The sequence below is a fragment of the Candidatus Omnitrophota bacterium genome (assembly GCA_040755155.1).
Taxonomy (GTDB): domain Bacteria; phylum Hinthialibacterota; class Hinthialibacteria; order Hinthialibacterales; family Hinthialibacteraceae; genus JBFMBP01.
In genome coordinates this window covers 13,983-38,636 of the sequence record JBFMBP010000096.1, presented here as the reverse complement: position 1 = coordinate 38,636, position 24,654 = coordinate 13,983, and the positions used below count along the sequence as shown (strand labels likewise).

At 50.5% G+C, this 24,654-nt stretch carries 20 protein-coding genes and 1 pseudogene; 9 read left to right on the top strand and 12 right to left on the bottom strand.

Translation table 11 applies throughout. The features are described 5' to 3' along the window. The 3 genes from AB1656_14005 to metK form a co-directional block, all read right to left on the bottom strand. On the bottom strand, positions 1-559 hold a 559-nt coding region (locus tag AB1656_14005; protein MEW6236496.1), incomplete at its 3' end, for a helix-turn-helix domain-containing protein. Positions 560-919: 360 nt separating this feature from the next. Beyond that, complete coding sequence (ahcY, locus tag AB1656_14000) at positions 920-2,347, bottom strand: adenosylhomocysteinase (GenBank protein MEW6236495.1); 1,428 nt, start codon at positions 2,345-2,347, stop codon at positions 920-922. A gap of 241 nt (positions 2,348-2,588) precedes the next feature. Next, positions 2,589-3,731, bottom strand: coding sequence for a methionine adenosyltransferase (gene metK / locus AB1656_13995; protein ID MEW6236494.1), 1,143 nt, complete (start codon positions 3,729-3,731; stop codon positions 2,589-2,591). Positions 3,732-3,860: 129 nt separating this feature from the next. Here metK and AB1656_13990 point away from each other — a divergent pair, with 129 nt between their 5' ends. Next, positions 3,861-4,847 (top strand): metalloregulator ArsR/SmtB family transcription factor, encoded by a 987-nt coding sequence (locus AB1656_13990; protein MEW6236493.1) that lies wholly within the window; start codon positions 3,861-3,863, stop codon positions 4,845-4,847. A gap of 474 nt (positions 4,848-5,321) precedes the next feature. Next, entirely contained in the window at positions 5,322-5,972 is a 651-nt protein-coding gene (locus AB1656_13985; GenBank protein MEW6236492.1) for a prepilin-type N-terminal cleavage/methylation domain-containing protein, read from the top strand. A 290-nt stretch (positions 5,973-6,262) separates the two neighbouring features. On the opposite strand, the gene AB1656_13980 is transcribed toward AB1656_13985, so the two are convergent. Further along, a complete protein-coding gene (locus AB1656_13980) occupies positions 6,263-7,261 on the bottom strand; it encodes an alpha/beta hydrolase (GenBank protein MEW6236491.1) in 999 nt (332 codons plus the stop codon). A 368-nt stretch (positions 7,262-7,629) separates the two neighbouring features. Here AB1656_13980 and AB1656_13975 point away from each other — a divergent pair, with 368 nt between their 5' ends. The 7 genes from AB1656_13975 to smc all read left to right on the top strand — a co-directional run bounded on the left by AB1656_13975 (position 7,630) and on the right by smc (position 17,441). Continuing rightward, positions 7,630-8,208, top strand: a complete 579-nt coding sequence (locus AB1656_13975; protein MEW6236490.1) for a gamma carbonic anhydrase family protein — start codon at positions 7,630-7,632, stop codon at positions 8,206-8,208. Between the two features lie 238 nt (positions 8,209-8,446). After that, positions 8,447-10,228, top strand: a complete 1,782-nt coding sequence (locus AB1656_13970; protein ID MEW6236489.1) for a sodium-dependent transporter — start codon at positions 8,447-8,449, stop codon at positions 10,226-10,228. A 57-nt stretch (positions 10,229-10,285) separates the two neighbouring features. Beyond that, positions 10,286-10,486 (top strand): hypothetical protein, encoded by a 201-nt coding sequence (locus tag AB1656_13965; protein MEW6236488.1) that lies wholly within the window; start codon positions 10,286-10,288, stop codon positions 10,484-10,486. Between the two features lie 192 nt (positions 10,487-10,678). Then, positions 10,679-11,428 (top strand): hypothetical protein, encoded by a 750-nt coding sequence (locus AB1656_13960; GenBank protein MEW6236487.1) that lies wholly within the window; start codon positions 10,679-10,681, stop codon positions 11,426-11,428. Between the two features lie 495 nt (positions 11,429-11,923). Further along, a complete protein-coding gene (locus AB1656_13955) occupies positions 11,924-12,385 on the top strand; it encodes a hypothetical protein (protein ID MEW6236486.1) in 462 nt (153 codons plus the stop codon). Positions 12,386-12,578: 193 nt separating this feature from the next. Next, positions 12,579-13,409, top strand: a complete 831-nt coding sequence (locus tag AB1656_13950) for an RNA polymerase sigma factor RpoD/SigA (GenBank protein ID MEW6236485.1) — start codon at positions 12,579-12,581, stop codon at positions 13,407-13,409. 429 nt (positions 13,410-13,838) lie between these two features. Further along, complete coding sequence (gene smc / locus AB1656_13945) at positions 13,839-17,441, top strand: chromosome segregation protein SMC (GenBank protein ID MEW6236484.1); 3,603 nt, start codon at positions 13,839-13,841, stop codon at positions 17,439-17,441. Positions 17,442-17,806: 365 nt separating this feature from the next. On the opposite strand, the gene AB1656_13940 is transcribed toward smc, so the two are convergent. The 8 genes and pseudogenes from AB1656_13940 to der all read right to left on the bottom strand — a co-directional run bounded on the left by AB1656_13940 (position 17,807) and on the right by der (position 24,270). Beyond that, on the bottom strand, positions 17,807-18,208 hold the full coding sequence (locus AB1656_13940; protein ID MEW6236483.1) for a nuclear transport factor 2 family protein: 402 nt from the start codon (positions 18,206-18,208) through the stop codon (positions 17,807-17,809). Positions 18,209-18,255: 47 nt separating this feature from the next. Continuing rightward, the gene (locus AB1656_13935; GenBank protein ID MEW6236482.1) at positions 18,256-18,705 is read right to left on the bottom strand and encodes a DinB family protein; all 450 of its coding nucleotides are present in this window, start codon (positions 18,703-18,705) and stop codon (positions 18,256-18,258) included. Between the two features lie 47 nt (positions 18,706-18,752). Further along, the gene (locus tag AB1656_13930; protein MEW6236481.1) at positions 18,753-19,397 is read right to left on the bottom strand and encodes a DUF6448 family protein; all 645 of its coding nucleotides are present in this window, start codon (positions 19,395-19,397) and stop codon (positions 18,753-18,755) included. 137 nt (positions 19,398-19,534) lie between these two features. Further along, positions 19,535-19,621: pseudogene (locus AB1656_13925) on the bottom strand (type II toxin-antitoxin system PemK/MazF family toxin). 945 nt (positions 19,622-20,566) lie between these two features. Beyond that, on the bottom strand, positions 20,567-21,436 hold the full coding sequence (locus AB1656_13920) for a hypothetical protein (GenBank protein MEW6236480.1): 870 nt from the start codon (positions 21,434-21,436) through the stop codon (positions 20,567-20,569). Positions 21,437-21,563: 127 nt separating this feature from the next. Then, entirely contained in the window at positions 21,564-22,301 is a 738-nt protein-coding gene (gene hisA, locus AB1656_13915; GenBank protein ID MEW6236479.1) for a 1-(5-phosphoribosyl)-5-[(5-phosphoribosylamino)methylideneamino]imidazole-4-carboxamide isomerase, read from the bottom strand. Next, a complete protein-coding gene (plsY, locus tag AB1656_13910) occupies positions 22,301-22,936 on the bottom strand; it encodes a glycerol-3-phosphate 1-O-acyltransferase PlsY (protein MEW6236478.1) in 636 nt (211 codons plus the stop codon). Before plsY ends, hisA begins: the two co-directional genes overlap by 1 nt. Beyond that, positions 22,933-24,270, bottom strand: a complete 1,338-nt coding sequence (gene der / locus AB1656_13905) for a ribosome biogenesis GTPase Der (protein MEW6236477.1) — start codon at positions 24,268-24,270, stop codon at positions 22,933-22,935. Before der ends, plsY begins: the two co-directional genes overlap by 4 nt. Between the last annotated feature and the right edge of the window lie 384 nt (positions 24,271-24,654).

The following is a 24,654-nucleotide window of genomic DNA, read 5'->3' as shown; positions in this document are numbered from 1 at the left end:
CGGGGAAGCAGGATTCGATGTCGGCGCCGTCTTCCTTGTAGCCGCAATCGTAATAGAGATTGAAGGGCTTGCCAGCGAGCCAGCGTCCCGCTTTGCGTCCCAGCGTAGAGAACGCCTTGCCGCAATCGCAGTATTTCCCCTTATAGCGAATGCCCGCAATCAACATATCCCCCACTGTTTTTTCTTCCACTTCGAATGTTAGTTCCTTCATTGCCTTCTCGGCCTCTCTTTCCTTGAAGATGATAGCGTCCAGGGTGGCGACGATTTTTTCGTAATTAGCGATTTTGTTCTTCAGATTCCGCTTCTGTTTTTCCAACTCGGCGAGAATTTGGCCGTCGTCGGAGCAGCCATCCAGGATGGTTTTGATCTCCGACAGGCTGAATTCCATATCGCGCAGTTGGACGATTACCCGCGCCCTTTCGGCGTTGGCGCGGTTGTAATAGCGGTAGCCGCTGGACTCGTCGACGCCGAAGGGAACCAGAATCCCCTTCTCGTGATAGAGCCGCAGCGCCTTGATGGACAGCCCCGTGATGCGGGAAAATTCGCCGATATTGAACATCGTCGTACCCTGGAAATGAGGCGTTTCAACGCCCTGCCGAACTCACTATAGACCCCTCCCCAAGGGGAGAGTCAAGCGTTTTTTTCGATTTTTCAGAAAAAATATACCGGCTTCCTAGCATGATTTATATGCAAAAAATCCTCCCCGCACTATGGCGAGGAGGATTTTATGGCTCTATTCCCTGATGGATCGCTTAGTAACTCATGTTACGCATTTCCATTCCCTCGCCCTTTGGGAGAGGGTTAGGGTGAGGGGAGTAAGTTCATTCAAATCAACCCTCACCTAACCTCTCCCAATCTTGGGAGAGGAATAGTTAGGATGACAAATTCCTTGAAAAATAGCCTTCTCGCGTAACATGAGTTAGTAACGATAATGTTCCGGCTTGTAGGGGCCTTCGATGGGCACTCCAATATAATTGGCTTGTTTTTGAGTCAGGCGCGTGAGTTTGGCGCTGAGTTTGACCAAATGCAGGCGGGCGACTTCTTCGTCCAGTTGCTTGGAGAGGCGATAGACGCCGATGGCTTTCTTTTCCTTCCAAAGATCGATCTGAGCTAAAGTCTGGTTAGTGAAGGAATTGGACATAACAAAGGAGGGATGGCCGGTGGCGCAGCCTAAGTTGACCAGACGCCCTTCGGCGAGCAGGAAGATGGAATGGCCGCCGGGAAAGGTGAATTGATCTACTTGCGGCTTGATATTCTTGCGCTGGATGCCGGGGTAGTTGATAAGTTTGTCCACCTGGATTTCGTCGTCGAAGTGGCCGATGTTGCAGACGATGGCCTGATCCTTCATCTTCTCCATGTGCTCGATGCGGATGATGTCGCAGTTGCCGGTCGTCGTTACGAAGATATTGGCTTCAGGCAGAGCGTCTTCGAGAGTCGTTACTTCGAAACCTTCCATGCAGGCTTGCAGGGCGCAGATGGGATCGATTTCGGTAACGAGCACGCGGGCGCCGAAGCCGCGCATGGATTGGGCGCAGCCCTTGCCCACGTCGCCATAGCCGCAGACGCAGACCACCTTGCCCGCGACCATGACGTCGGTGGCGCGCTTGATGCCGTCGGCTAATGACTCGCGGCAGCCGTAGAGGTTGTCGAATTTCGACTTGGTGACGGAATCGTTGACATTGATCGCCGGGAAGAGAAGCGTTCCCTTCTCCATCATTTCGTATAGACGATGTACGCCGGTGGTGGTTTCTTCGGATACGCCCTGGATATCCTTGACGATCTCATGCCAGCGGCGGGGATTCTTCTTCAATTCCCGCTTGAGCAGGGCGTTGATGATGGCCAGCTCACGCACGTCTGTGGATTCGTCGAGAAGCGCGGGATTCTCTTCCGCCCGGCAGCCGCGATGAACCAGCAGCGTGGCGTCGCCGCCGTCGTCCACAATCAGGTTGGGGCCTTTGCCGCCAGGGAAAGAAAGAGCTTGCAGCGTGCATTCCCAATAATCCTCCAGCGATTCGCCTTTCCAGGCGAAGACAGGAGTTCCGGTCTCGGCGATGGCGGCGGCGGCGTGATCCTGCGTGGAAAAGATATTGCAGGAAGCCCAACGAACATCCGCGCCCAGCGTCTTAAGGGTTTCGATCAAAACCGCCGTTTGGATGGTCATGTGCAGCGAGCCGGTGATGCGGGCGCCTTTGAGCGGCTTGTCCTTGCCGTATTTCTGACGAACGGCCATGAGGCCGGGCATCTCTTCTTCGGCAATCGTTATTTCTTTACGGCCAAAATCGGCTTGGGATTTATCGGCGACTTTGCATGACAGGCCGGAATAATCCGGAAGAACGATCGTTGACAGATCGATTCCCGGTTGTTCGAGTACAGTGCTCATAAGTATACCTCTTTTCTTAAGTAATTAGGATTAGGAATCATTAACTCATGTTACGCATTTTTCTTCCCTCGCCCTTTGGGAGAGGGTTAGGGTGAGGGATTTTAAGTTCAATCTCATCAACCCTCACCTAACCTCTCCCCATCTTGGGAGAGGAATTGTGAAAACAGCGAATTCATAGAAAAATGTACTTTGTGCATAACATGAGTCATTAACTTTTCAAAACGTCGGCGAAATCGCATTTTTCCCAGGAAAAGCCGTCGCGGCCGAAATGGCCGTAGGCGGCCGTCGGGCGGAAGATGGGGCGGCGCAAATCGAGGCGTTTGATGATGGCGGCGGGCCGCAGGTCGAAATGTTTTTTAACCAGCGCGGCGATTTTGGCGTCGTCCATCTTGCCCGTGCCAAAGGTTTCGACGTTGATGGAAACAGGCTGCGCCACGCCGATGGCGTAAGCGATGGAGACTTCGCAGCGGGAAGCCAATCCGGCGGCGACGACGTTCTTGGCGGCGTGGCGTGCGGCGTATGCGGCGCTGCGGTCGACTTTCGAAGGATCCTTGCCGGAAAAAGCGCCGCCGCCGTGGCGTCCGACGCCGCCGTAAGTATCGACGATGATCTTGCGTCCAGTGAGGCCGCAGTCGCCCATCGGTCCGCCGACGACGAACTTGCCGGTGGGATTGACGTGGATTTTGGTTTCGGCGGTCATCAAATTGGCGGGGATGACCGGCTTGATAACGCTTTCGATAATGGCTTCGCGAATTTCCTTTTGGGTGATTTCGGGAGCGTGCTGCGTAGAGACGACGACGGCGCTGACGGCTTTGACCTTGTCATTCTCATAAACCATGCTCACTTGAGACTTGCCGTCGGGCCGCAGCCAGGGCAAGGCGCCGTTTTTGCGAACTTCGGATAACTTCTTGGTCAATTGATGGGCGAATAGGATGGGCGTGGGCATGAGTTGCGGCGTTTCGTCGCTGGCGTAGCCGTACATCATGCCTTGGTCGCCCGCGCCTTGTTCGTGATCGTTGGATTCGTCGACGCCCATGGCGATGTCCGGCGACTGGCGGTCGAGAGAAACCATCACGCCGCAGGTATTGCAGTCGAAGCCGAAAGCGGCGTTGTTATAGCCGATGTCGTTGACGACGGAGCGGGCGACCTGGGCGTAATCGATGCGGGCGTTGGTGGTGATTTCGCCAGCGACGACGATAAGGCCGGTGGTGATAAGCGTCTCGCAGGCGACGCGGCCCTGGGGGTCCGTGGCATAGATGGCATCGAGAACGCCGTCGGATATCTGATCGGCGATTTTATCGGGATGGCCTTCGGTTACGGATTCGGAAGTAACGATTTTTTCCTGCGCCATAATTGCAATCAACCTTTTCTATAATAAGAGTCCGGCGCTCTTTTTCGATAGCTCGCCAACCGGGAGTTCTCTTGACGCCGTTGAATTAGGATTTATTATATCCATATATCCGGTTATATGCAAGTAATTATGATGAACTATCCCGATCCCATCAAAATTTTTAAAGCTCTTTCCGACGAGACGCGGCTGCGCATCCTGTGCTTATTGGAAAATCAAGAACTGAGCGTCAACGATATCGTAGAGATATTGGATTCCTCCCAATCGCGAATTTCGCGCCATTTGACGGTATTGAAAGAAGCATCGTTCCTCGATTGCCGCCGGGAAGGGACTTGGGCCTATTACCGCAAGACGGAGAATGCCGGGACGGCCCCAGAAATGGCGCAAGCGTGGGAATTGGCGGGAAAATGGGCTAAGGAAAGACAAGAGGTCAAGCAAGACAGAAAGAAACTGCAAGAGCTTTTGCAGAAGAAACGCAAGCGCAGCCACCGGTTTTACGGCAAGCACGCGGGACGCTGGGATGAAATCCGCGCCACTTTGTGCGGCGAGCCAGTAACCTATCAGGCGTTGGAAGCGCTGATCCCGCCGTCGTTGACGGCGGCGGATATCGGCACGGGCACGGGACACCTGCTGCTGCCTTTGGCGCGGCTGGTGAAGAAGGTCGTCGGCGTGGATCACTCGCCTGAAATGCTGAGCGTAGCGCGGGAAAAAGCCAAGGCTGCCGGGCTGAACAACATCGAACTGCGTGAAGGCGAGATCGACGAATTGCCGTTGAAAAACGAAGAAGTGGACGCCGCCTTCGCGGGACTCGTGCTGCATCACGCTCCCGATCCCGCCGCCGCCATCGCCGAAATGGCGCGCATCGTCAAGCCGGGGGGAATCGTCGCCGTCATCGACCTGCAAAGCCATAACGAAGAATGGATGCGCGAAGAACTGGCCGACGCCTGGCTGGGCTTCGACGAACCCACTCTGGAACGCTGGTTCAAAAAAGCCGGCCTGAAGCCCGTCCGCTGGCTGGAAGGCCTGCCCCCTATCGGAGAAGACGGAAAAGCCACGGCGCGGGCAAGATTAAAGAGTTTTATTTATTATGGGAGGAAAAAGGAGGATGCTTTGGAGTAGGGTAATTCCAACATGCATTGAGATTGTTGTTTTCAAAATTCCTCTCCCAAGATTGGGAGAGGTTAGGTGAGGGTTGATATTATTAGGTTTATATTTCCCTCACCCTAACCCTCTCCCAAAGGGCGAGGGAATTTATAAGCTGCAATTTTAACGCAGATTGGTATAATTCCTAATTTCCATCCCATTCGATTTCATTTTGAAGATAAACCGCTTTAATCTGGAGAAAGTCGAGATTCATTTCACTTGAATCCCTCATTTCGATTGCAACTCCGCTTTTTCCCCAAGCAGATCCTTTTTAGCAATTTTTTACGATAAGCCTATAGCATAGTTACAATAAACATTTATCCTATATATCCGGGAAAACGTCTTGCGCGAGGCTGTTCCGGGTCGACAAAAGGGCGAGACGTGGTACGATTATTGGAATTCTATCTTTGTTTATAAAGCCAAATTACTCTTCGGGAGGTTTTTACGCGCATGTCAACCAGACGCAGAGCATTTACGCTCATCGAACTGCTAATCGTCGTCGCCATTATTGGAGTTTTGGCGGCCATCGCCGTCCCCAACTTCATCAACGCCCAGACGCGGGCGAAAGTGGCCAAGGTCAAATCGGATTTCAAGGCGATCTATACGGCCCAGGAGATGTATTATCTAGACAACAACAACTACGCTCCGCCCTTCAAATTGCAAGCGTTGACTTCGCCCCTTTCTTATATTGCGAACGTACCCCAGGACGTGTTTCCGCCGAGACATATCCTCAAAACCGGCGGGGGACAGGGCGAAGCTTACGCCGCCGTGACATGGTATCGTTACGTCTATGGAACGCCAGTGGGCGTGAAACCAGTGAATTATGCGGGTGGCAACAGTGGTGGCGGCCTCCGCATCGCTTTATGCGCCGACCATTACGCCTATTTTGAGCCGTTTCTGTTGAGAGGCCCCGCCGAGGCTATGGCCGGACAAAAGGATTGTTCTACGCAATGGCTCGTCAAATCGTTTGGAACCAATGTAAACATGAGTGCGCTCTGCGGCAATAACGGCGACGATTGCACCTTCCGCTACGATCCCACCAATGGCCTAATCAGCATCGGCGATATCGCCATCTTCGGTCCGGGTGGAATGACGGAGTAGGAAATCAATTCGCGAATGCGAAAAGGCCCGCATAATCTGCGCGGGCCTTTTTTGTTTCTATTATCCAGGAAAAGAGGGATGCGAAAGGCAAATTCAACTTGCTCATTTTCATACTTCTTAAATCCTGAGGCTCTTGCAAAATTAATAAAATCTGCTTTTAAATTCTCCCCCAAGCTTGGGGGGAGTTAGAGGGGGGTTGATTTTATTAGACTTAAGACAACCCCCTCCTAACCTCCCCCAGGATTGGGGGAGGAATTATAGAGTTTTGCAAGAGGCTCTCCTATCTCCTTTTATTTCACCGGCAAATATTTAGCGAAAAACTTGTCCATCTGGTATCGGCAGCGGACGTTGACGGCTTCCGCCAAATCCATCGTGTGAATCCAACCTTCGAACCGGTCATAGACGTAAGGGATTTTCAATTCCTGCAACTTTTTCGCCAAACTATCCGCCTGATCGATGGGGACGACGCTGTCGATCGTTCCATGAAAAATCGCGGTTGGGGGATCGTCTGGCGTTAAATAGGTCATCGGCGAGGATTTGACGTACAGTTCCGGCGCTTCCTCGTAGGTTTTTCCTCCCAGAAAGCTTATCAAAACCCCCTGTTTGCGGGCGAAGGGCGTGGTCATATCCACCGGACCGTAAAAATCCACCACCGCTTGAACCCGGCTGCTGACGCCGGGATTGCCGCCATTCCCTTCCAATTCGGGCGCATCGGAAGAATACCCAATCATCATCGAAAGATGGCCTCCTGCAGAATTGCCGCTGACGCCGATCTTGTCGGGATCGATATGGTATTTCTTGGCGTTGGCGCGCAGCCAACGAATTGCGCACTTGGCGTCTTGAACCGCCGCCGGGAAGATTGCTTCCTGCGTAAAACGATAGGAAATCGTCGCCGTAACATAACCCTTGGCGGCGTAATCTACAGTGTAGAATTTCATGTCAGAGCGCTTGCCGCTTTTCCAGGCGCCGCCGTGAATGAAAACGATGACTGGAACCGGTTTTGTAAGATTTTTGGGCACGTACAGGTCCAATTGCAGCGAACGGTCGCCCACTTTGCCGTATTCGATATCCTTGATCTCTTCAACCGTGTCGGGAACCGTAACGTGGGCGGCGTCAATTATTTTAATTTGCCCCATTAACAACGCCGCCTTCAACGCCTCTTCGCTTTCGAAACCCTTCGGCATGGGCGGCGCATCTTGCGCGAAACCGTACGATCCAATCCAGAGAAGTGCGAATGCGGCGAGAATGGTGAACGAATATTTCCTAGTCAACATCCTAAACGAAGCCATAGTTACTCCTTTTCCTGCTCGATAATTTAATCCCATTGCGATTATGATTCACTCATGTTAGGCGCGATAGAAAGTAGAATGAGTCTATTACGATTAGCCGTTTTGAATCACGAAGACGCGAAATTACTCGAATTCCACGAAATTTTTGAATCACGTATATCGCGGATTCTTTGGGATTTCACGGAAAAATCCTTTTAACGGCGCGATCACTAGCGCTATTTGTTTTTTTCGTGCTTTTCTTTTTCATTTCGTGCTTTCGTGATTCAAACGACGCGAAAACAACTCCAATCTACTCTTCATCGCGCATATCAGGATTTATTAAGATATATTATTCCCAATAATCAAGGATCGATCGAGGATCGAATGCGATGAATATACAAAATCCCATGAATCTACCATTGCCCGAAAGCCTCGCCGGGGGTGGTTTGGTTATCCCTTTTCGAGAAAAAACGCCGATTATCGGAGAGAACGTTTTTCTGGCGCCCAACGCCTCGATTATCGGCGAGGTCATACTGGGCGATAACGTCAGCGTCTGGTTCGGAGCGGCGCTGCGCGGCGATATCGCGGCGGTGGAAGTGGGAGAAGGCAGCAATATCCAGGACAATAGCGTACTGCATGTGGGAACCGGCGCGCCTTGCATAGTAGGCCGCTATGTAGTCGTCGGCCACCTGGCGATTTTACACGCCTGCACCGTAGAAGACAGCTGCCTCATCGGCATGGGAGCGATCGTCCTGGACGGCGCCGTGATCGGGAACGGCTCGGTAATCGGCGCGGGAACGCTAGTAACGCAAGGAACTGTCATTCCGCCGTACAGCCTGGTACTCGGCTCGCCGGGAAAGGTAATACGCGAGTTGACGGAAGATGAACGCATAAAGCAATCCGCCTTCGCGCTGAAATATGTAGAATTAGCCGGAGAATACAGACAAGAAGACAGGGTAACTGGGTGACTAAAAGACTGGGAGTTTGTAGGGTGGGATCAAAGCGAAGCGTAGCCCACCAGAGGTAACTGCAAATTTTTTTTTCCCATCTTTGAATTCCCCGTTGAATCATCCCACTTTTTTTCATCATTCATCATTCATCATTCATCATTGCTTTACGCCTTGCCATTGAGAGGGCGTTCATGTTACAAAAAGATTAAGCGGAGTGAGTGAACAACCTGCGCCAGGGATGCCGGGAGGATAAACGATGGCAGAGAAAAAGGAATTCAACGAATTCGCCGGACGCGAGAGTTGGGGCAGCAAACTCGGCGTCATTCTGGCAGTGGCGGGCAGCGCCGTCGGGTTGGGCAACTTTTTACGTTTCCCCGGAGTCGCCGTGCAAAATGGGGGCGGCGCTTTTATGATCCCCTATTTTCTTTCCTTCGTCCTTTTGGGAATTCCAATATGCTGGGCGGAGTGGATCATGGGCCGCCGCGCCGGAAGGCTTTCCGGTCTTTCCTCTTCTCCAGGCATTTTTGGCATACTCTGCGGCAATAGCCGCATTCGCTATGTCGGCGCGTTGGGACTCTTCGTCCCTATTGTTATTTTCATGTATTACGTCTATGTGGAATCGTGGTGCCTGGCCTATGCCTGGTTTTCCATATCCGGCGCGCTTAATCTCAAAGAGAGCGCCGTCGATAATGCCTACGCCGTTTTTTTTCAGGAATTCACCTACAGTTCGGATGAACCTGTCGCGTACTTTTTCACTGGTTTGACCGTCACGTATGGCTTTTTCCTTTTCACGTTCCTCGCCAATTTTTATTTGGTGTATCGGGGGCTTTCCAAAGGAATCGAGTATTTTTGCCGTATCGCTATGCCGCTTTTGGTCATCATGGCCGTTATCGTCGTTTTGCGAGTCGTCACGCTGGGAACGCCCAATCCGGCCCATCCCGAACAGAATGTCGTCAACGGTTTGGGCTTTATGTGGAATCCCCATTGGGAACAATTGAAAGATCCGGCGGTATGGATCGCCGCCTGCGGTCAGATATTCTTCTCGCTGTCGGTTGGTTTTGGCATCATCGTAACTTACGCCAGCTATCTGACGAAAAAAGACGACGTCGTGCTTTCCGGCCTCACCGCCAGCGCGACCAACGAATTTTGCGAGGTCTGCCTGGGCGGATTGATGGTCATTCCCGCTGCGTTGATTTTTTTAGGAACCGCCCAAATGGCGGCAGTAGCTGAAGAAGGGACCTTCGGCCTGGGATTCGTCGTCATGCCCCATATTTTCGACATGATGCCAGGTGGAGTAATATTCGGCGCTTGCTTCTATGTTCTGCTTTTCCTGGCGGGAATCACTTCTTCGCTCTCCATGCTGCAACCGGCCATCGCCTTTTTCGAAGAGGGATTTGGGCTTAACCGACGCGCATCCGTTACGATTCTCGGCTTGATAACCTTTCTCGGCGCGAATGCGATTATTATTTCTCACGGCTTAACGGTGATGGATACGGTGGATACGTATACGTCGAATATCGGAATTCCTCTCCTCGCGCTTTTCGAGGTTTTCGTTTTCATCTTCATGTTGAAAGTGTCCAACGGCGTGAAGGAGGCGTCCTATGGCGCCGATATGCCGCTGCCCAAAGTCTTTGGATTCGTTATTACCTACATTACGCCGCTGTTTCTCTTCGCCCTCCTCGGCTGGTGGTTTTACGATGCGCCGGGCAAGCCGTTGCGCGAAGCGAAGCAAGCGATCGTAGAAGTTCTTCCCTCCGATATTGCGATGGATATGGATTCCATCCGGCGATTTGAGGATTTGAAAACGCAACTGGCCGGCGTCTTGAAACAGCCAATGCCGCCGGAGACGTTGGCGAAGCTGCAGGATCAATACGACGCCGTCGAGAAAACCATCAAGAATGCGCCGTTGCAAAATATCACTATCTTTTGCATGATCGTGTTCTTTTTCATGCTCATCTTGCTGCAATCGTTGGCGTGGCCCCGCATGCAGCGGCAATATCGCGCTTATAAAAAGATAACCGTGGAACAGGAAGAGTGATCGTTTGTCCGTAATGACGCGACGAAGGAATGAAGGCGCCGGAAAGGAGACGCGCTCATGGAACCAGCGCTCAACGAATCCGTAGGAATGACGAATTTAGGTTGGATCATTTTCTTACTATCGAATATTATCGTCATTGGTTTGACGGCGTTTTGTTTTTATCGCGTATTGATCCTTCAACGGGAACACATGCATGCGCCGCTGGATATCGATACGCACGACCTGAACGATAAGGATGAAAACGGGGATAATGGCTAAAAGCAATAACAAAAGCGCCGCCGTCTCGTTTTTTTCGTTATGTTAACTCTATACAGTTCGTTAGTAGAAAAAGCCGGCGGCTGGCGGATGGTTTCTTCCTTCTGCGGTGAAGCGACTAAGACCTTCTGACTTTTCGGCAATAGCGGTATGATGTCCGGGTTGTTCAATGCTAGAAAATGAATCTTCCCGATTATGAAAAATAAAACCATAAAACGCACCGATACGATACCCGTTGCTTTTCCGAAAGATAAGGCGCATTCCTCAACCGTTGAAGAAACTCCCTTCGATCTCCGACGTTTTCTCGCTGCATGCGCCGTTGTAAGTCTGGTTATTTTTATGTGCGGATATCTCTTGATGATCGTCGCCGTCATACAAATCGATTACGCGGGATTGGTTTTTGCAGGAGTACGTTCAACGGACGAGAATGGCGTCGAACATTTCAGCCCCCATTACTACCGTCTTTCCGCTTACGCCGTAGGAGCCAACGAATCGTTGTTTTCCCGTACGGGAGCGTTGGGAACCGGCTTGTATTTTTATTCCATCGTCAACGCCCTGCATTGGATTGTCGAAATGCAATATGAAAATATCCGCATGATCGTTTTCCTTCCCCTCCTCGTGATTTTTTTTGGAACTTACTATTTATTTTACAAATTCCTGCCAGATCGCAACCGAACGAACAGCCGCGCCGCACTCTTAGGCTTCGGCGTTGGCGCATTTCATGCGGTATTTACCATCGTTTTCGTTCTATCAGGCACTTTTATCTCTTCCGATTTTTCCGCGTTCTATACTAGCAACCACCATTATGTCGGCCAGCTGACCGGCATCATGCTTCCCAGCATGACTATCCTCTTGCTGACGGGAATGACCTATGGCGGAATCGCTGGAGGCGTTTTGGCGGCCGTCAACGGCTTTCATTCCACAGTAAAATCCATGAGACCTTAATATCCAGGAGTTTTATCTAAAGCCAAGAAATCCGGCACGAATTTTGCTTAATGATTCCAGGTAAAAATAAAATCTTGATTTCCTCGATTTTTTTTGTTATAAATTCCAAGTTATAATTATTACTAAAGATTAAAGAACCAAATCACTCATACCGAAGAATAGAATGAGATTTAATAAATTTTTTTTCATGCCCTTCTACAATATATGGGAAAAAAATGATGAAAGAGGTGAAAGATATGTTCTTTCGTAATATAAATTCCCCTAAGATTTCTGTGGAAAATACAACCTTTCCGTCGAATTCGGATTTCTCCGAATTTAAAGAAAAAATAAATTCATTGTCTTATCTACATAATAATGGATTATTAAGTAAAGATGAATTCGCTACTTTGATGAAATTGTCTTTATCTATGTATATTCAAAACGAATTTCAGTCGAGAGTGAATAAATTTTTCCAAAATCCATTTTCCACTTATTTGACATGAAACGAGGTCGGCGATGAGCGGTAAAGAAGAAAAAAATGCTAAAAATAATAAGGAAGAAAAGCACTTAATTAAAAATAACCAAGAAGAGAAAGAAGAAAAATCGATTTCGGAAAAAGATGCGGAGATCGTTAAAAATTTACCACCTCAAATTCGAGAATTCTTCCTATCGATAACCTCCTCAAAACAATCGGCGATATCGCATACGGATGTTTTTGCAAATAAACTAGCCGAAAAAATGACGGAGCAACATATTGATAAAATCCTTGATTCAGTGCGAGAGGATAACGAAAGACAGTTTCGTTATGCAAATAACCAAAGAAATTATAATTTGATCTACGTCATCATTTCCCTTTTACTATTTGTTTTTTTAACGGTTTATTTAGTTAGAGATAGCGCTGAAATTTATTATAAAATTTTAGAGATTATCGCCCTTGTATTTGGAGGAATCGGTATTGGACAGTTAATAAAAAAATAAAGTAAATTTATTTTTTCTTAAATTGAAATAGTAATGGACCGCGATCTGCGGTCGTTTTTTTCTCTCCCCCCGATTTTTTTTCCAACTTTCCCCCCCTTTTCGACACTCTATATACGGAAGCCTTGAATTTCAATTGTTCTGTTTTGCATTTTAAGTCCAAAAGGAAAGTAGTCACGAAGAGGGGAGACTGGCCATGTCCTACGATGGCATTTCTGTAAAAAGGCAACTTAAAGGAATCAAACATAAACCCTTAAAGCCGGATGAAGAAAGAGAATTGATTCTAAAAGCCGTTAAAGGCGATGCGGAAGCGCGCGGACTTTTAATCGAAGCGAATCAAAGGTTTATCGTTCGAATGGCGCTAACGTTCCGCAACCAGGGTTTTTCGGTCGCCGATTTGATCCAAGAGGGCAACCTGGGCTTAATCGAGGCGATCGATCGCTTCGATCCTGATAAAAATTGCCGCTTGGTCTCCTATGCCGCTTGGTGGATCCGGCTTTATATGCAAAGAGCAATCGAACAGAAATCCAGAACCGTTACTATCCCCATCAACAAGGTCGGGATTCTGAAAAAGATCAAGAATTTCGAATACGGTTTCATCAAAAGCAATGGCCGAAAGCCCACATATAAGGAAATCGCAAAATCGATAGGAATGGATGAAGCCAAAGTGCAATATATCTATAACCTTAGCACTACGACGCTTTCCATCCACGTCGAGGACGAAGAAGGACAAACCATCGAGGACCGGCTTGAAGTGGACGACGCCGATCCTTTGCGGCATAAATTATGGATCGATGAATTAACAAAAAGCGTGAGCAAGGCGTTAGGCATCCTGACTCAAAAAGAACAGGAAGTCTTGCGCTGCCGGTTCGGCTTGGATGAAGACGATCCCGTAAGCTTACGCAAAGCCGGACGCAAACTGGGTTTGTCGGCGGAAGGCGTACGCCAGATTCAATCGCAAGCCCTGGCGAAATTGCGCGATCCCGAATTAGAGTGCGGCCTCCGCGCCTTCGTTCAGGCGGTTTAAGAACATTAATAATTGATTTTTTAAGACTTAGAACTAAACCTAAAACCGAATCTTTTCCTCCCCAACCGCTGTCTTGGTACTTCGGTCCCATTTCAGCGGTTTTTTTTATCTTGTGGATAAAACCAGAAGCCATTTTCTCTAAACTTCCAATTTTCAGTAGTTAAATTACCTATAATTTATTACTATATGTTGTGGATGAATTGTGTATGAACCACTTTATGATGTTTTCTTTATTGACATCCAGGCGTTCTGGAACTATATTGATCCCATCTTGAAGGCTACTCAAACGGTTGGATAACAGGACTACCTTTTCAAACGTTTTTTCAGCCCCATTCATAGAACTGGAAAAAAAACGCTTGCATATTGGAACGGCAATCATACTATAATGGAAATGATCCTATTGGATGCGCGAAAGCTGAGGAACTCCTAATGTACTTGCGAAAGCTTACGATTTCCGGTTTCAAATCCTTCGCCGATAAAACAGAAATCGAATTCGATCAGGGCGTTACAGGCGTTATTGGCCCTAATGGATGCGGAAAATCCAACGTTTCGGACTCTATCCGCTGGGTTTTGGGCGAACAGAATCCCCGCAAACTGCGCGGCCAGGGTATGTTGGATATGATTTTCAATGGCACGGTTGCCCGTCCGGCGGCGGGGATGGCGGAAGTTTCGCTGCTATTCGACAACTCGGACGAATTCCTCCCCGTATCCTATCGCGAAGTTCTGGTTACGCGGCGGTTATTGCGCAATGGGGACAGCGAATATTCCATCAATAAAGCCAAATGCCGGTTGAAAGACATTACCGACCTGTTTCTCGATTCGGGAATCGGCACGAACGCCTACTCGCTCATGGAACAAGGCCGCGTAGACATGATCGTCAATGCCAAACCGGCGGAACGGCGCGAACTGCTGGAAGAAGCGGCGGGCGTTTCCCGCTTTCTGCATCGCAAAAACGAGGCGTTGCGCAAACTGGATCGCACTGAAATCGATTTGACCCGTCTTCAGGACATCCTCAGCGAATTGCAGCGTCAGCGGCGTTCTCTGGAAAGGCAAGCCAAACAAGCCGAACTAGCCCGCAAATACCGGGGCGAGTTGATTCGAGTGGAATATATCGTTCATACCCGGTCGGGTAAACATCTGCATGAATCGTTGGAAAAACAACTTGCCTTGCTCGTTAACGTTAAAGAGAGAGTCGAAGCCTTAGAAACCCAATTGCGCGATATCCGCCAGCGCAAGCAAGTTTTGGGAGAGCGTTTGCAGGAGCAAAGCGAATTGAGCCGCAAGCAGCGCGATGTGTACGCCTCTTCGGCGGCGCGTTTGGAGCAGATGGAGCGCCATCTGCAAAACCTCAACGAACGCAGCGCCGAGTATTTGCAACTGCGCACGCGGCTTCTGGAAGAATCCGAACTGGACGCCCAGCGTTGCGAAGAAGAAAAACAGCGCATCGCCCGCGCCGAAGAGCAAATCGCGCTATTAACGGAAGAGACGAACGGCTTGCAGCAAACCATCGCCGCTCTCTCCGAAGAACTGGATCGCGTCTCCAAGGAATATTCCCTGGTTGAAAGCGAAGAGGAAAAACGGCGCAAAATTTTCCTTAATCTGGAACAGGATATCACCGAAACGAAGAACCAACAGCGCGTATGGGAACGGGACGGCGCATTCTATAGCAGCCGCTTGGAGCAGGTAGAGAAAGAACGGGCGCGGGTGGAAGAAGAACTCGAAGCCCATCGCATCCAAAAGGAAGAATTGACCCAAACCGGCGAAGAATTGGAGATGCAACTCGCCGAGTTTCGCGAAAATCTGGAAGCCGTTTCCGCCCGCTTGCAAGAATTGGCGCAAGCGGAAACGGAATCCAAATCCGCCTTGCAGCAATGCGAAAGGCGTTGGCAGCAGGCCAATTCCCGCTGGGAATCGCTCTGCGAATTGCGCTCCAAACTGGCGGGCTTCGACGAAGGCGTTCGCTTTTTGATGCGCAATAAGGACGAAAAACTGCCGCAACTGGTTTGCACCTTGGCGGAGCGCATTCAAGTCGAAGCCGGATACGAAATCGCCATCGAAGCGGCGCTTGCGCAAAAGTTGCAAGCCATTGTTGCGGAAAACGACGAAGCGATCATCCAGGCGGTGGGAAAATTGCGGGAGCAAAAGAAAGGGCGCGTCGCCTTTTTATCCCAAAACGCCGCCGCTGCGCCATCTCTCGATCTGCCGGAGCCGGTTCGGTCTTTGAAGCGCGCCCGCAGTCTGGTTCGCTGCGAAGAGTCGTTGAATGGATTGCTTGATCGCCTATTAGATTGCGTATTGGTTGTGGATAACCTCGATGAAGCGTTGCGCCTGCGTCCGCATTTGGCGCCGGGAATGAAAGCCGTTTCGCGGGAAGGCGATGTTGTTGAAGGCGATGGCGGAGTTACCGGCGGCTATTCCAGCGGTTCGCAAATTCTCAGTCGGGCGGCGGAAATCGCCCAGTTGGAAGCGGAAATCGAACGCCTGAACGAAGAACGCAAGGGTTTGGAAATCCGCACTCAGGAAATCCGCGAATCCTTACAGCAAAAAACGCTGGAGCGCGACGGGCTGCGCCAGACGCTGTTGGAATTGGAAAATCGGCGAAAAGTTACGAAAGAGGAATTGCAACGCGTCGATCAACGCTTGCAGCGGCTCTATCAATCGCAAAAAGCTTTTGCCTCCGAATGCGAAGGATTGAATGAAAATCTGCGCAAAGGCGCGGAGGAAGCGAAAGAACGCGCTGTCCGCCTTGCAGAGATGGAAAAACAAAAGGCCGAGCTGCAAATAGAGTTGGAAAGCTGGACCCAACAAATCGCTCTCGCCCGCGAACATCGCCGCAGCCTGGAAGAGACGCTCGCCGACCGCCGCATGACGCTGTTGGAAAAAAAGAAGGATTTGGAACGATGGGCGGCGGACATTGAGACCGTCACGCGCCACCTCAAAGAACTGGAAAGAGGCATCGTCGAAAAGAAAAACTTGGCCGAGCAGCAGGAAAAACGCCGAGAGGAAACCCTGAAGGCCGTCGAAGAAGTAAAAACCAGCATGGTTGCCCTGCGTGAAGAGCGCGACGCCGTTTGGAAAGAAGTCTGCGCTTTAGAAGAAACCACGCAGTGTCTTCGTTCCGAAGTCAAGAAGATCGAAGAATCGGAAAACGTCCTCCTTGAGCAATACGAAGCCGTCCGCAGCGAGCGGGAGAGTCTCGAACAGGAACGCATGAAACTCCAAGTGGAAACGGAATATTGGAAGCGCAAACTGGATGAAGTTTTTTCCGAATTGGAAGACAAAGAAGAATGCGAACGCGATCCGCGCAGCGATGAGGAAGTGCAAGAGAAAGTCGAGTTCTACCGGCGGCGGCTTTCCCAACTAGGCGTCGTCAACGAGTTGGCTATTGAGGAATTCGAAGAAGTAAACCAACGCTGCGAATTTTTGGAGACGCAGCAAAAGGATTTGGAAAAATCCAAGTCCGATCTGCTTTCTACGGCGAAGGAACTGCACGGCGCCACGACCGAACTCTTCCTGGAAACCTTCCAAAAAGTGAAAGAGAACTTCCACCGCATCTTCCGGCGCATGTTCAACGGTGGACGGGCGGAATTGATCCTGCAGGAAGGGGATCCGATGGAGGCAGGCATTGAGATCGAAGTGCAGCCGCCGGGCAAGAAACTGCAATCGCTCACCCTGCTTTCCGGCGGCGAGAAAGCATTGGTGGCCGTATGCCTGCTCTTCGCCGTCTACGAGATTAAGCCGTGCCCCTTCTGCTTCCTCGACGAAATCGATGCGCCGCTAGACGACCGCAATATCGGAAGATTCACGACCATGCTGCGGAGTTTCCTCGACCGCTCGCAGTTCATCATCATCACCCACAGCAAGAAGACCATGGAAATGTGCGACGCGCTCTACGGCGTAACGATGGCGCAGGAAGGAATCTCGTCGCTCTATTCCATGAAGTTCAAACCCAGCAACGTAACGCCGCTAGCGCGGGAAGGCAAAGAGAACGCCGAATTGACGACGCTGCGCGCCGAAGAGGTTGCCGTTTAAGCCGTAGGATGGGTCGCGTTTTTTGACCCATCAATATATATGAATGGCCGGGTGGCAAGGGCAAGGTTTTTTTTGCCCTTGAATAATTCCCTCTTCTTATGAATTAGGTGGGTGGCAAGGGTAAGGCTGTTTTTGCCCTTGAATTGAAAAGATATGTAGGGTGGGCTCAAAGCGAAGCGTAGCCCACCAAATCCTTCTATCAAATCGTCAAAAGAGATGTCGTAAAGGCATCATTTCTCACAAGCAAGCGCATTATGCGCTCGTGCATCATTACCCCGGAGACCTCCCTTCTTCGGGGTTTTTTTTAGAAGGTGGCAAGGGCAAGATTTGTCTGCCCTTGAACGATAGATGTAAAGCTCGCTGTTCTATTGATTCGCATTAACGACTTTCCACGTCTCCGTATAGTCGGCGTAGACTTGCCATAATTTGATTTTTCCGTTTTCGACGATAGCTTTCCATGCGGCGGGGCCGCCGACTTTGTTTTCGGGTTTCATGCCTTCTATGCCGTTGTACGTTCCGCTGGTGGAGCCGAATATGGCGACGAGGATGCCATCGCTGAAGATATCGTCGACGCGGATGGCGAAATCGGGGAACATGGCGTTATATTGCGCCCATCCGGGAATCATTTTATCTTTGCCCGTCGTACATCCCCCGCCCGCGTCTTTGAAAGTATGATCCTCCGTCATCAGGCTTCCCAGCGCAGCGACGTCATGGGCGTTGATGGCTTCGATGAACGCTTTGACCGTTTCGATAGCATTCGCTTCCATTGGCTTTTCCCTCCGCGAACGTTGGCGGATTCTTTCACGCCGCCATTTTATATTGGTTTTTCGAGGATTTTTTCCAAATGATGCCGCAAGTGCCGCAAGTAATCGTCAACGACGAATTGGATCGTAACCGGATTGTCTTTGCCGATGTTGCAAGGATTGTTCATCGCTTCCGGCGAAAGATTGTCGATGACCCGGCTTAGATGTAAGTTGTAATGGTAAAATAGTTCGACCAATTCCTGCCAATTCATTTCCCGATAGCGCTGCACTTCCACCCATTGCACTGGCTTGTACATTGGGAAATCTCGGGCGAGGTTTTGCGCTCCCCGCACGAAGCGCTGGTGGTTGTTGCACGCGGAATCGATCAAATGGCCGAGAATTTCCTGCTTCGACCACGCTTCAGGGCTTGCCTTCCTGCTAGCCGTTTCCGGCGCAATAACTAATAATGCAGGCTTGACAGCTTCGATCGTCTCACGGATTTTTTGGGAGATTGGATTCATAGGTTATTCCTTTGTAAGAAATGACAATGGATAGACTTATGTAAATATTATTCCTTATGCGCATGGCTCTCTTCGGAAGAAGAGGCTTCTCCCGCCTCGGCGTGGTGATGACCGCCTGCAGAGAGGATAGCGGAGTGAATCCCTTCGACATAGTGCATGTATGTTACGTAGGCTTCTACGAACTCGCGTCCCGCCTCGACGCTCTTATCCTTACTTTTTTGGGCTTCTAAAACTTTATGGAATTTCTCTTGGACGGTCTTTTTCATATGGGCGGCGATCTCTTCGATCATATCGTCGGCGGAGCCATCGGCGAGAGCCATATCGGCCATGGCGACGATCGGCTCAAGCGGCTCGTCCTTAAGACCGTCGTAAGAGGCGCCTTCGCCCGAGCGATGCAGACGCACGAGGATTTCGAGAAAATATCGATCAGCCAGAGCTTTCGCTTCCGCGCCTTGGGCGCGAACGGCGATGGCCTGCGCAAAGGCGGACTTGATTTCCGCTTCGTATTCCTTCTTCACCCATTTCAAAATCGAAACAACATCGCCTTTTTCCAAGGCGGCCTTGGCTTCCACGACGACAGGCCCTTTCATCGTATCGCAATGCGCAAACGCCATTCCCGCCCGGTAAAGCGAAATCCCCGCCGCCAAGAATCCCAATACAGCCACTATTCCAATTGTTCGCATCTTATTCATGGCTCATGCCTCCTTTTTCTAGTCCCTGATTTACAAGTCTATCATCAGAACAAGCATTATTTTTACTATAGCAATTGATGAGACAACCGACGCAAGCCATATAGCGATTACGAAAAAATTAACAATTCAAGGCGTATTTTAACAACCACGACGGGACGAATTCCGGATTGTTCGGAACCTCGCGAAGGATTCAAATCCGCCAAATATATATCGCCGCGATTCATGCTTGATCCTCTTGTTGAAGAAGGCGCAAAGAATCGGCGGCAACCTCTTCAGCCCAATAAACGTCTTCCGCTCAAAATTCTTCCCGAAGACGAATGGCATCCTCATCCGATATTTCATCCCATTTTCGAACTTGATCGCGATCCCGCAGAAACATCGCGAAATCCAGAACTTCAGCCTGACGTTCTAGCGGGAGATCATCGATAATCTTAATCAAATTATCGTTCATTTTATTGGATAATGGCATCGTGAAATACCTCTCAATTTTATCTCGAATTATATACTTTGTTGGGGAAAAACATCCTCACAAAAAAATTCTTTCTAATAGATGCCCCTTTATTAAACATTGTAAGTGATGGGTCACACGGCGCGATCCATCCTACGATTTTATCCTTTGTAAGAGATAATATCCGGCATCAATGGCGGCGAGTTGTGCGATCCGCTGTTTGTCGTTGTTAGGCATTCCGCTTCTCCACAAGCAAATCAAGGTAGGTTCGCGCACTCTTCAGCATTTCCTCGTACGAGCCACTCCCTAGTTGGACGGGTTTAGCATGCTGAAGCATCTCCTGCTCTGCCTTCGAACGTAAGACATGGGTATCAATACCAAGAAATGTAACTTGTTCCAGAAGACCAGCAACGATTACTACAAGAGCCAGTGGTGGGACACTAGCTAAACTTCCCGCTGATCCACTCGCAAAGATGACCTGGTACCAGTTGTGCAGTTTGGCGGGGTTGGTGAAGTTGATCTCGATTCCATGTGTGATCGCACGCGTTTCAGGATGCCTAAAGGAGATGAGAACATGGCCAGGCGCAGAGCGAGTGTAACGGCACATCCAGGGAGCGAAGGAGGTTACCTCGTAGAGCTCGAAATGAGGACATTTATGAGCTTCGACCAATTGGACCGCTGCCATTTCCTTGTAGAGGTCTTGCTTCTCTAACGGCAGAGCCTAGAGAGTCGCCGAAAGAGCACTGGCTGTTTCTCTGCGGTCGAAGAAATAAAGTCGTCTAGCATAGAGGCTTGAGTTGAGAAGTCCATCGCGGAAATTGTGGATACGCCAAGCATCCTTCTTGCCCACACGCTCAGCAAAGTTGCTGTCTGTAGACATGCCGAGGACCTTTAGTACCTCCTCCGTTCCTAAACGTTCCAAGGGATCGATGACACCAGAACTTGTTGAGTTTGTTAGTGCCGTCCCTGCACCCGCTCTGAAAACAAAAGGTTTTGCACCCTTGTAGATATCCTGCGCTTCTACCGTTCTGATGCGAACGCCATAGAGTTGCGACAAATGGCAGTAAAGCCACAGCAGCGTCTCATAGTTCGTGACCCGCAAGAGCAAGTCACGAACTGGAGCGACTATAGATTGATAGACATCAGGGATTCGAAGTTGACGGCCAAAGGCCTCCCACGTGCATCGATCAGCCATCAGGGAAGTAAGTCCGGACATAAGTCTCGATGGATCTGGGACAACAACTCGAGAACCATCTCTCTTAATAGCGTTAGCGATCTCCAGGACCTTAAGCTCTTCGCTTACGTCAGCAGCCGGAATGGAGCCGCAATCAATCGGAGGCAAGTCGTTTAAGGCGCGAAGGTCATTGAGGCCGAGCTCAACGCTTTCCTTTGGAGGTGAGTGGATACCTTGGCCGAGGGCTTCTACGATCTGATCCTGGATATTCTCACGTGTAGCTTTATCCCATGCAGCATGTTCTTCTGGCGTCCGATCACCGAATACCTTCTTGAGTAGAAAGGCCGTGATTCCGAGACCTACATCACGAAGCCTCCCATAAAGTTGAGCAAGATCATCACGTGGAACTCTGTTCATTTACACGCCCCCAATCACGTAGTACACAAAATGTTCTTAATATAATATAAAGTGTAGAATTAATAGAAACTAGCATAATCATAAATTGATTTCAATAGAACAATTGGATTTATCCAAATCAGATAGTTCATCTCCCCGCCGCAGCGATGGCTTCGGGCAGGGTGAATTTTCCCTCGTACAACGCCTTGCCGACGATGACGCCTGCAATTTTGCCGCCGAGGGAGCGGTTGAGGTCGGCTAAAGCTTGGATGTGGGACAGGTCTCCAACGCCGCCGGAAGCGATGAAGGGAAAGGGGGAGGCATGCGCCATGCGCGCCGTCTCTGGGAGGTTTGGGCCAGTCAGCGCGCCGTCGCGGGCGATGTCGGTGTAGATAACGCTGCCGATGGGAATAGTTTCGAATTCCTTGAGCAGGTCAAGCGCCTTTACGGAACTAGTCGTGCGCCATCCCCGCGTGGCGACCAGGCCGTCGCGCGCATCGATGCCGAGAATGATGCGCCGGGGATAGCGTTGCGCCGCTTCCGCCGCCAGGCCGGGATTTTCCAAGAGCACGCTGCCCAAAATGGCGCGAGTTACGCCGAGTTCGTCCAGCGCTATCGCGATGGAAGCCATGTCGCGCAGCCCTCCGCCCAGTTCCGTTTGGATGCAGACGGCTTGGACAATGCTTTGAATGGCGCCGCGATTGAGCATCTCCCCCTCGCGGGCGCCGTCAAGATCGACGATATGAATCAGCCGCGCGCCGCCCTCTTGCCACTTTTTCGCGATAGCGCCGGGCGTGGTTTCGTAGACGGTTTCCTGGCCGTATTCGCCGCGCAAAAGACGGACGACTTGGCCGCCGCGCAGATCGATGGCGGGTATGATCTCCATTACGATTGGGCTTCCTTTTTATGAAATTGAAATTTCCGTTCTTCGCCACTCCAGATGCGCGACAGGTTGGAACGGTGCCGGATAATCACTAAAAAAGCGGCGATGAGGATGAATATAAACGTTTCCAACGATGGCGCCGAGGCAAAATGAAGCCAGCGGAAAAGCGCGCCGGTAAAAGCCAACGCCGCCGCTCCGGCGATCGACGCTAACGACATGAAGCGCGTCGAGAGCAGGGTTGCGAGAAAAGCAGCCAGGGCGATGAGGAAACAATATGGCGTCAGGGCGAAGAAGACGCCCGCAGAGACGGCCACGCCTTTTCCCCCGCCGCGGAAACCGAGGAAGATCGTCCAATTATGGCCAAGGATGGAAACCAATCCCGCCGCAATAGCCAAATATTCATTATCGGGCTGAATCGACCGAGCCATAATTATTCCTGGAACGCCTTTCAACAAATCGAACGCCAACACCGGCAAACTCCATTTCGCGCCCAACTCGCGCCAGGCGTTGGTAAAACCCAGATTGCCGCTGCCCATTTGGCGCAGGTCGATTCCTTTTACCCATTTCCCGGCATAATAAGCGGAAGGAATCGAACCGAGAAGATAAGCGGCGAACAAGCAAAGAACCGTGGAAATCATTCTTTCGTCTTCCCCCGTTTCTTCCAATAGAGTCGCAACGGCGTCCCCTCGAAGCCAAACGTTTCATAAAGGCGGTTGACGAGGTAGCGCTCGTAGGAAAAATGAATCGCCTTGGGATCGTTGGTAAAGGCGACGAACGTCGGCGGGGCGGTTCCCGCCTGCGTCCAATAATAGATGCGCGGCGCCCGGCCTTTATGAATGGGCGGCGGATGGCGCTGGAGAATCTGCTCCAAAAGTTCGTTCAACTGCGCCGTCGGAACGCGCAGCGAATAATTTTCCAATATGCGCGCGACATGCGGAAAAATGCGGTGAATCCGCTGCTTGGTCAGGGCGGAAATGAACTCAATGGGAGCATAATGGAGAAAAGGAACCTGATCCCGTATCTCCTTGGCGAAGGTCCCGGCGGACGATTCGTCTTTCTCCACCGCGTCCCACTTGTTGACGAGAACGATAGCCGCCTTGCCGGATTTTTGCGCCATGCCGAATACTTTGGCGTCGCTTTCCGTCAGCCCCTCGATGGCGTCGATCATCAAGAGGGCGATATCGCAGCGTTCCAAGGCTTCTTCCGCCCGTTGGAGTGAATAACGGTCCAATCCCTGGCTCATCTTGCCTTTGCGGCGAATGCCCGCCGTATCGATGAGCAGGTAGCGCTTCCCCTCCACCTCCACTTCCGTATCCACGGGATCGCGCGTAGTGCCGGGAATGGGGGATACGATGGAGCGCTCGGAGCCGCAGAGCGAATTGAGCAGCGTGGATTTGCCGACATTGGGGCGTCCCAAGAGCGCGATGCCCGGCAGGCGGGGCGGATTTTCTTCATCGGGAAGCGATTCGGGAAGATAAGAAACGACAACGTCAAGCAGGTCGCCGATGCCCAACCCTTGGAGCGCGGAAATGGGGTATAGTTTATCGACGCCCAGTTCGTAATATTCCGCCAGTTTTTCGTGGATGGCGCTAAAAGAATCGACTTTGTTTACAACGGCGATAATGGGAATTTTCATACGGCGCAATAAATCAATAACGTCGCGATCCACTGGAGTGGGTCCTGTTTGGCCATCTAATACGAAGACCAAAACCGCCGCATCCCGCGCCGTCAATTCGATCCGCTGCTGCACGGCGGGCGTCAGAGGATCGTCTTCCGGCCCGAAAAAGCCGCCGGTATCCGCCACCCAGAAGAATTTCCCATTCCAGTCGGCTTTGCGGAATTTGCTGTCGCGCGTCACGCCCGGCTGATCGTCGACGATGGCGTCGCGCTTGCCGATGATGCGGTTGAAGAGGGTGGATTTCCCCACGTTGGGACGTCCTACAATGACGACGGCGGATTTCTTTTCCTGCATATTCTTTCCAGGTGAAGATTTTTTCGCTTACGAGTAATTTACCACTGCTACACAGTCAGCGTTCTATCGCTTTAAGATTTAGTATTCCACAAAAATAAAAGAACCATTCAAGCTAAGCGTTGAGACTCTTTTTTTGTTGCGTTTTTGAATCGCGAAATCAGGAAAAGGCTCGAATCCCACGAAATTTTCGAATCGTGGATTTCATGGATGATTTTGGATTCCACGAAGAAATTCTTCTATAACATTATCCCTTATGCAATTTTTTTTGTTTTTTTCGCGTTTTTCTTTTTCATTTCGTGTTTTCGTGATTCAAACGACGAATGTAAGAGATTCCTTTAATTCCCGTCCCGCGTAACATGAGTTAACAATTATGCTTCTCGATCG

What these genes read in the sequence shown, in the direction of transcription:
- metK (MEW6236494.1), bottom strand. Translation starts at nt 3,731, where the DNA reads ATGGCGCAGGAAAAAATCGTTACTTCCGAATCCGTAACCGAAGGCCAT.
- AB1656_13990 (MEW6236493.1), top strand. Translation starts at nt 3,861, where the DNA reads ATGATGAACTATCCCGATCCCATCAAAATTTTTAAAGCTCTTTCCGAC.
- AB1656_13985 (MEW6236492.1), top strand. Translation starts at nt 5,322, where the DNA reads ATGTCAACCAGACGCAGAGCATTTACGCTCATCGAACTGCTAATCGTC.
- AB1656_13980 (MEW6236491.1), bottom strand. Translation starts at nt 7,261, where the DNA reads ATGGCTTCGTTTAGGATGTTGACTAGGAAATATTCGTTCACCATTCTC.
- AB1656_13975 (MEW6236490.1), top strand. Translation starts at nt 7,630, where the DNA reads ATGAATATACAAAATCCCATGAATCTACCATTGCCCGAAAGCCTCGCC.
- AB1656_13970 (MEW6236489.1), top strand. Translation starts at nt 8,447, where the DNA reads ATGGCAGAGAAAAAGGAATTCAACGAATTCGCCGGACGCGAGAGTTGG.
- AB1656_13965 (MEW6236488.1), top strand. Translation starts at nt 10,286, where the DNA reads ATGGAACCAGCGCTCAACGAATCCGTAGGAATGACGAATTTAGGTTGG.
- AB1656_13960 (MEW6236487.1), top strand. Translation starts at nt 10,679, where the DNA reads ATGAAAAATAAAACCATAAAACGCACCGATACGATACCCGTTGCTTTT.
- AB1656_13955 (MEW6236486.1), top strand. Translation starts at nt 11,924, where the DNA reads ATGAGCGGTAAAGAAGAAAAAAATGCTAAAAATAATAAGGAAGAAAAG.
- AB1656_13950 (MEW6236485.1), top strand. Translation starts at nt 12,579, where the DNA reads ATGTCCTACGATGGCATTTCTGTAAAAAGGCAACTTAAAGGAATCAAA.
- smc (MEW6236484.1), top strand. Translation starts at nt 13,839, where the DNA reads ATGTACTTGCGAAAGCTTACGATTTCCGGTTTCAAATCCTTCGCCGAT.
- AB1656_13940 (MEW6236483.1), bottom strand. Translation starts at nt 18,208, where the DNA reads ATGGAAGCGAATGCTATCGAAACGGTCAAAGCGTTCATCGAAGCCATC.
- AB1656_13935 (MEW6236482.1), bottom strand. Translation starts at nt 18,705, where the DNA reads ATGAATCCAATCTCCCAAAAAATCCGTGAGACGATCGAAGCTGTCAAG.
- AB1656_13930 (MEW6236481.1), bottom strand. Translation starts at nt 19,397, where the DNA reads ATGAATAAGATGCGAACAATTGGAATAGTGGCTGTATTGGGATTCTTG.
- AB1656_13920 (MEW6236480.1), bottom strand. Translation starts at nt 21,436, where the DNA reads ATGAACAGAGTTCCACGTGATGATCTTGCTCAACTTTATGGGAGGCTT.
- hisA (MEW6236479.1), bottom strand. Translation starts at nt 22,301, where the DNA reads ATGGAGATCATACCCGCCATCGATCTGCGCGGCGGCCAAGTCGTCCGT.
- plsY (MEW6236478.1), bottom strand. Translation starts at nt 22,936, where the DNA reads ATGATTTCCACGGTTCTTTGCTTGTTCGCCGCTTATCTTCTCGGTTCG.
- der (MEW6236477.1), bottom strand. Translation starts at nt 24,270, where the DNA reads ATGCAGGAAAAGAAATCCGCCGTCGTCATTGTAGGACGTCCCAACGTG.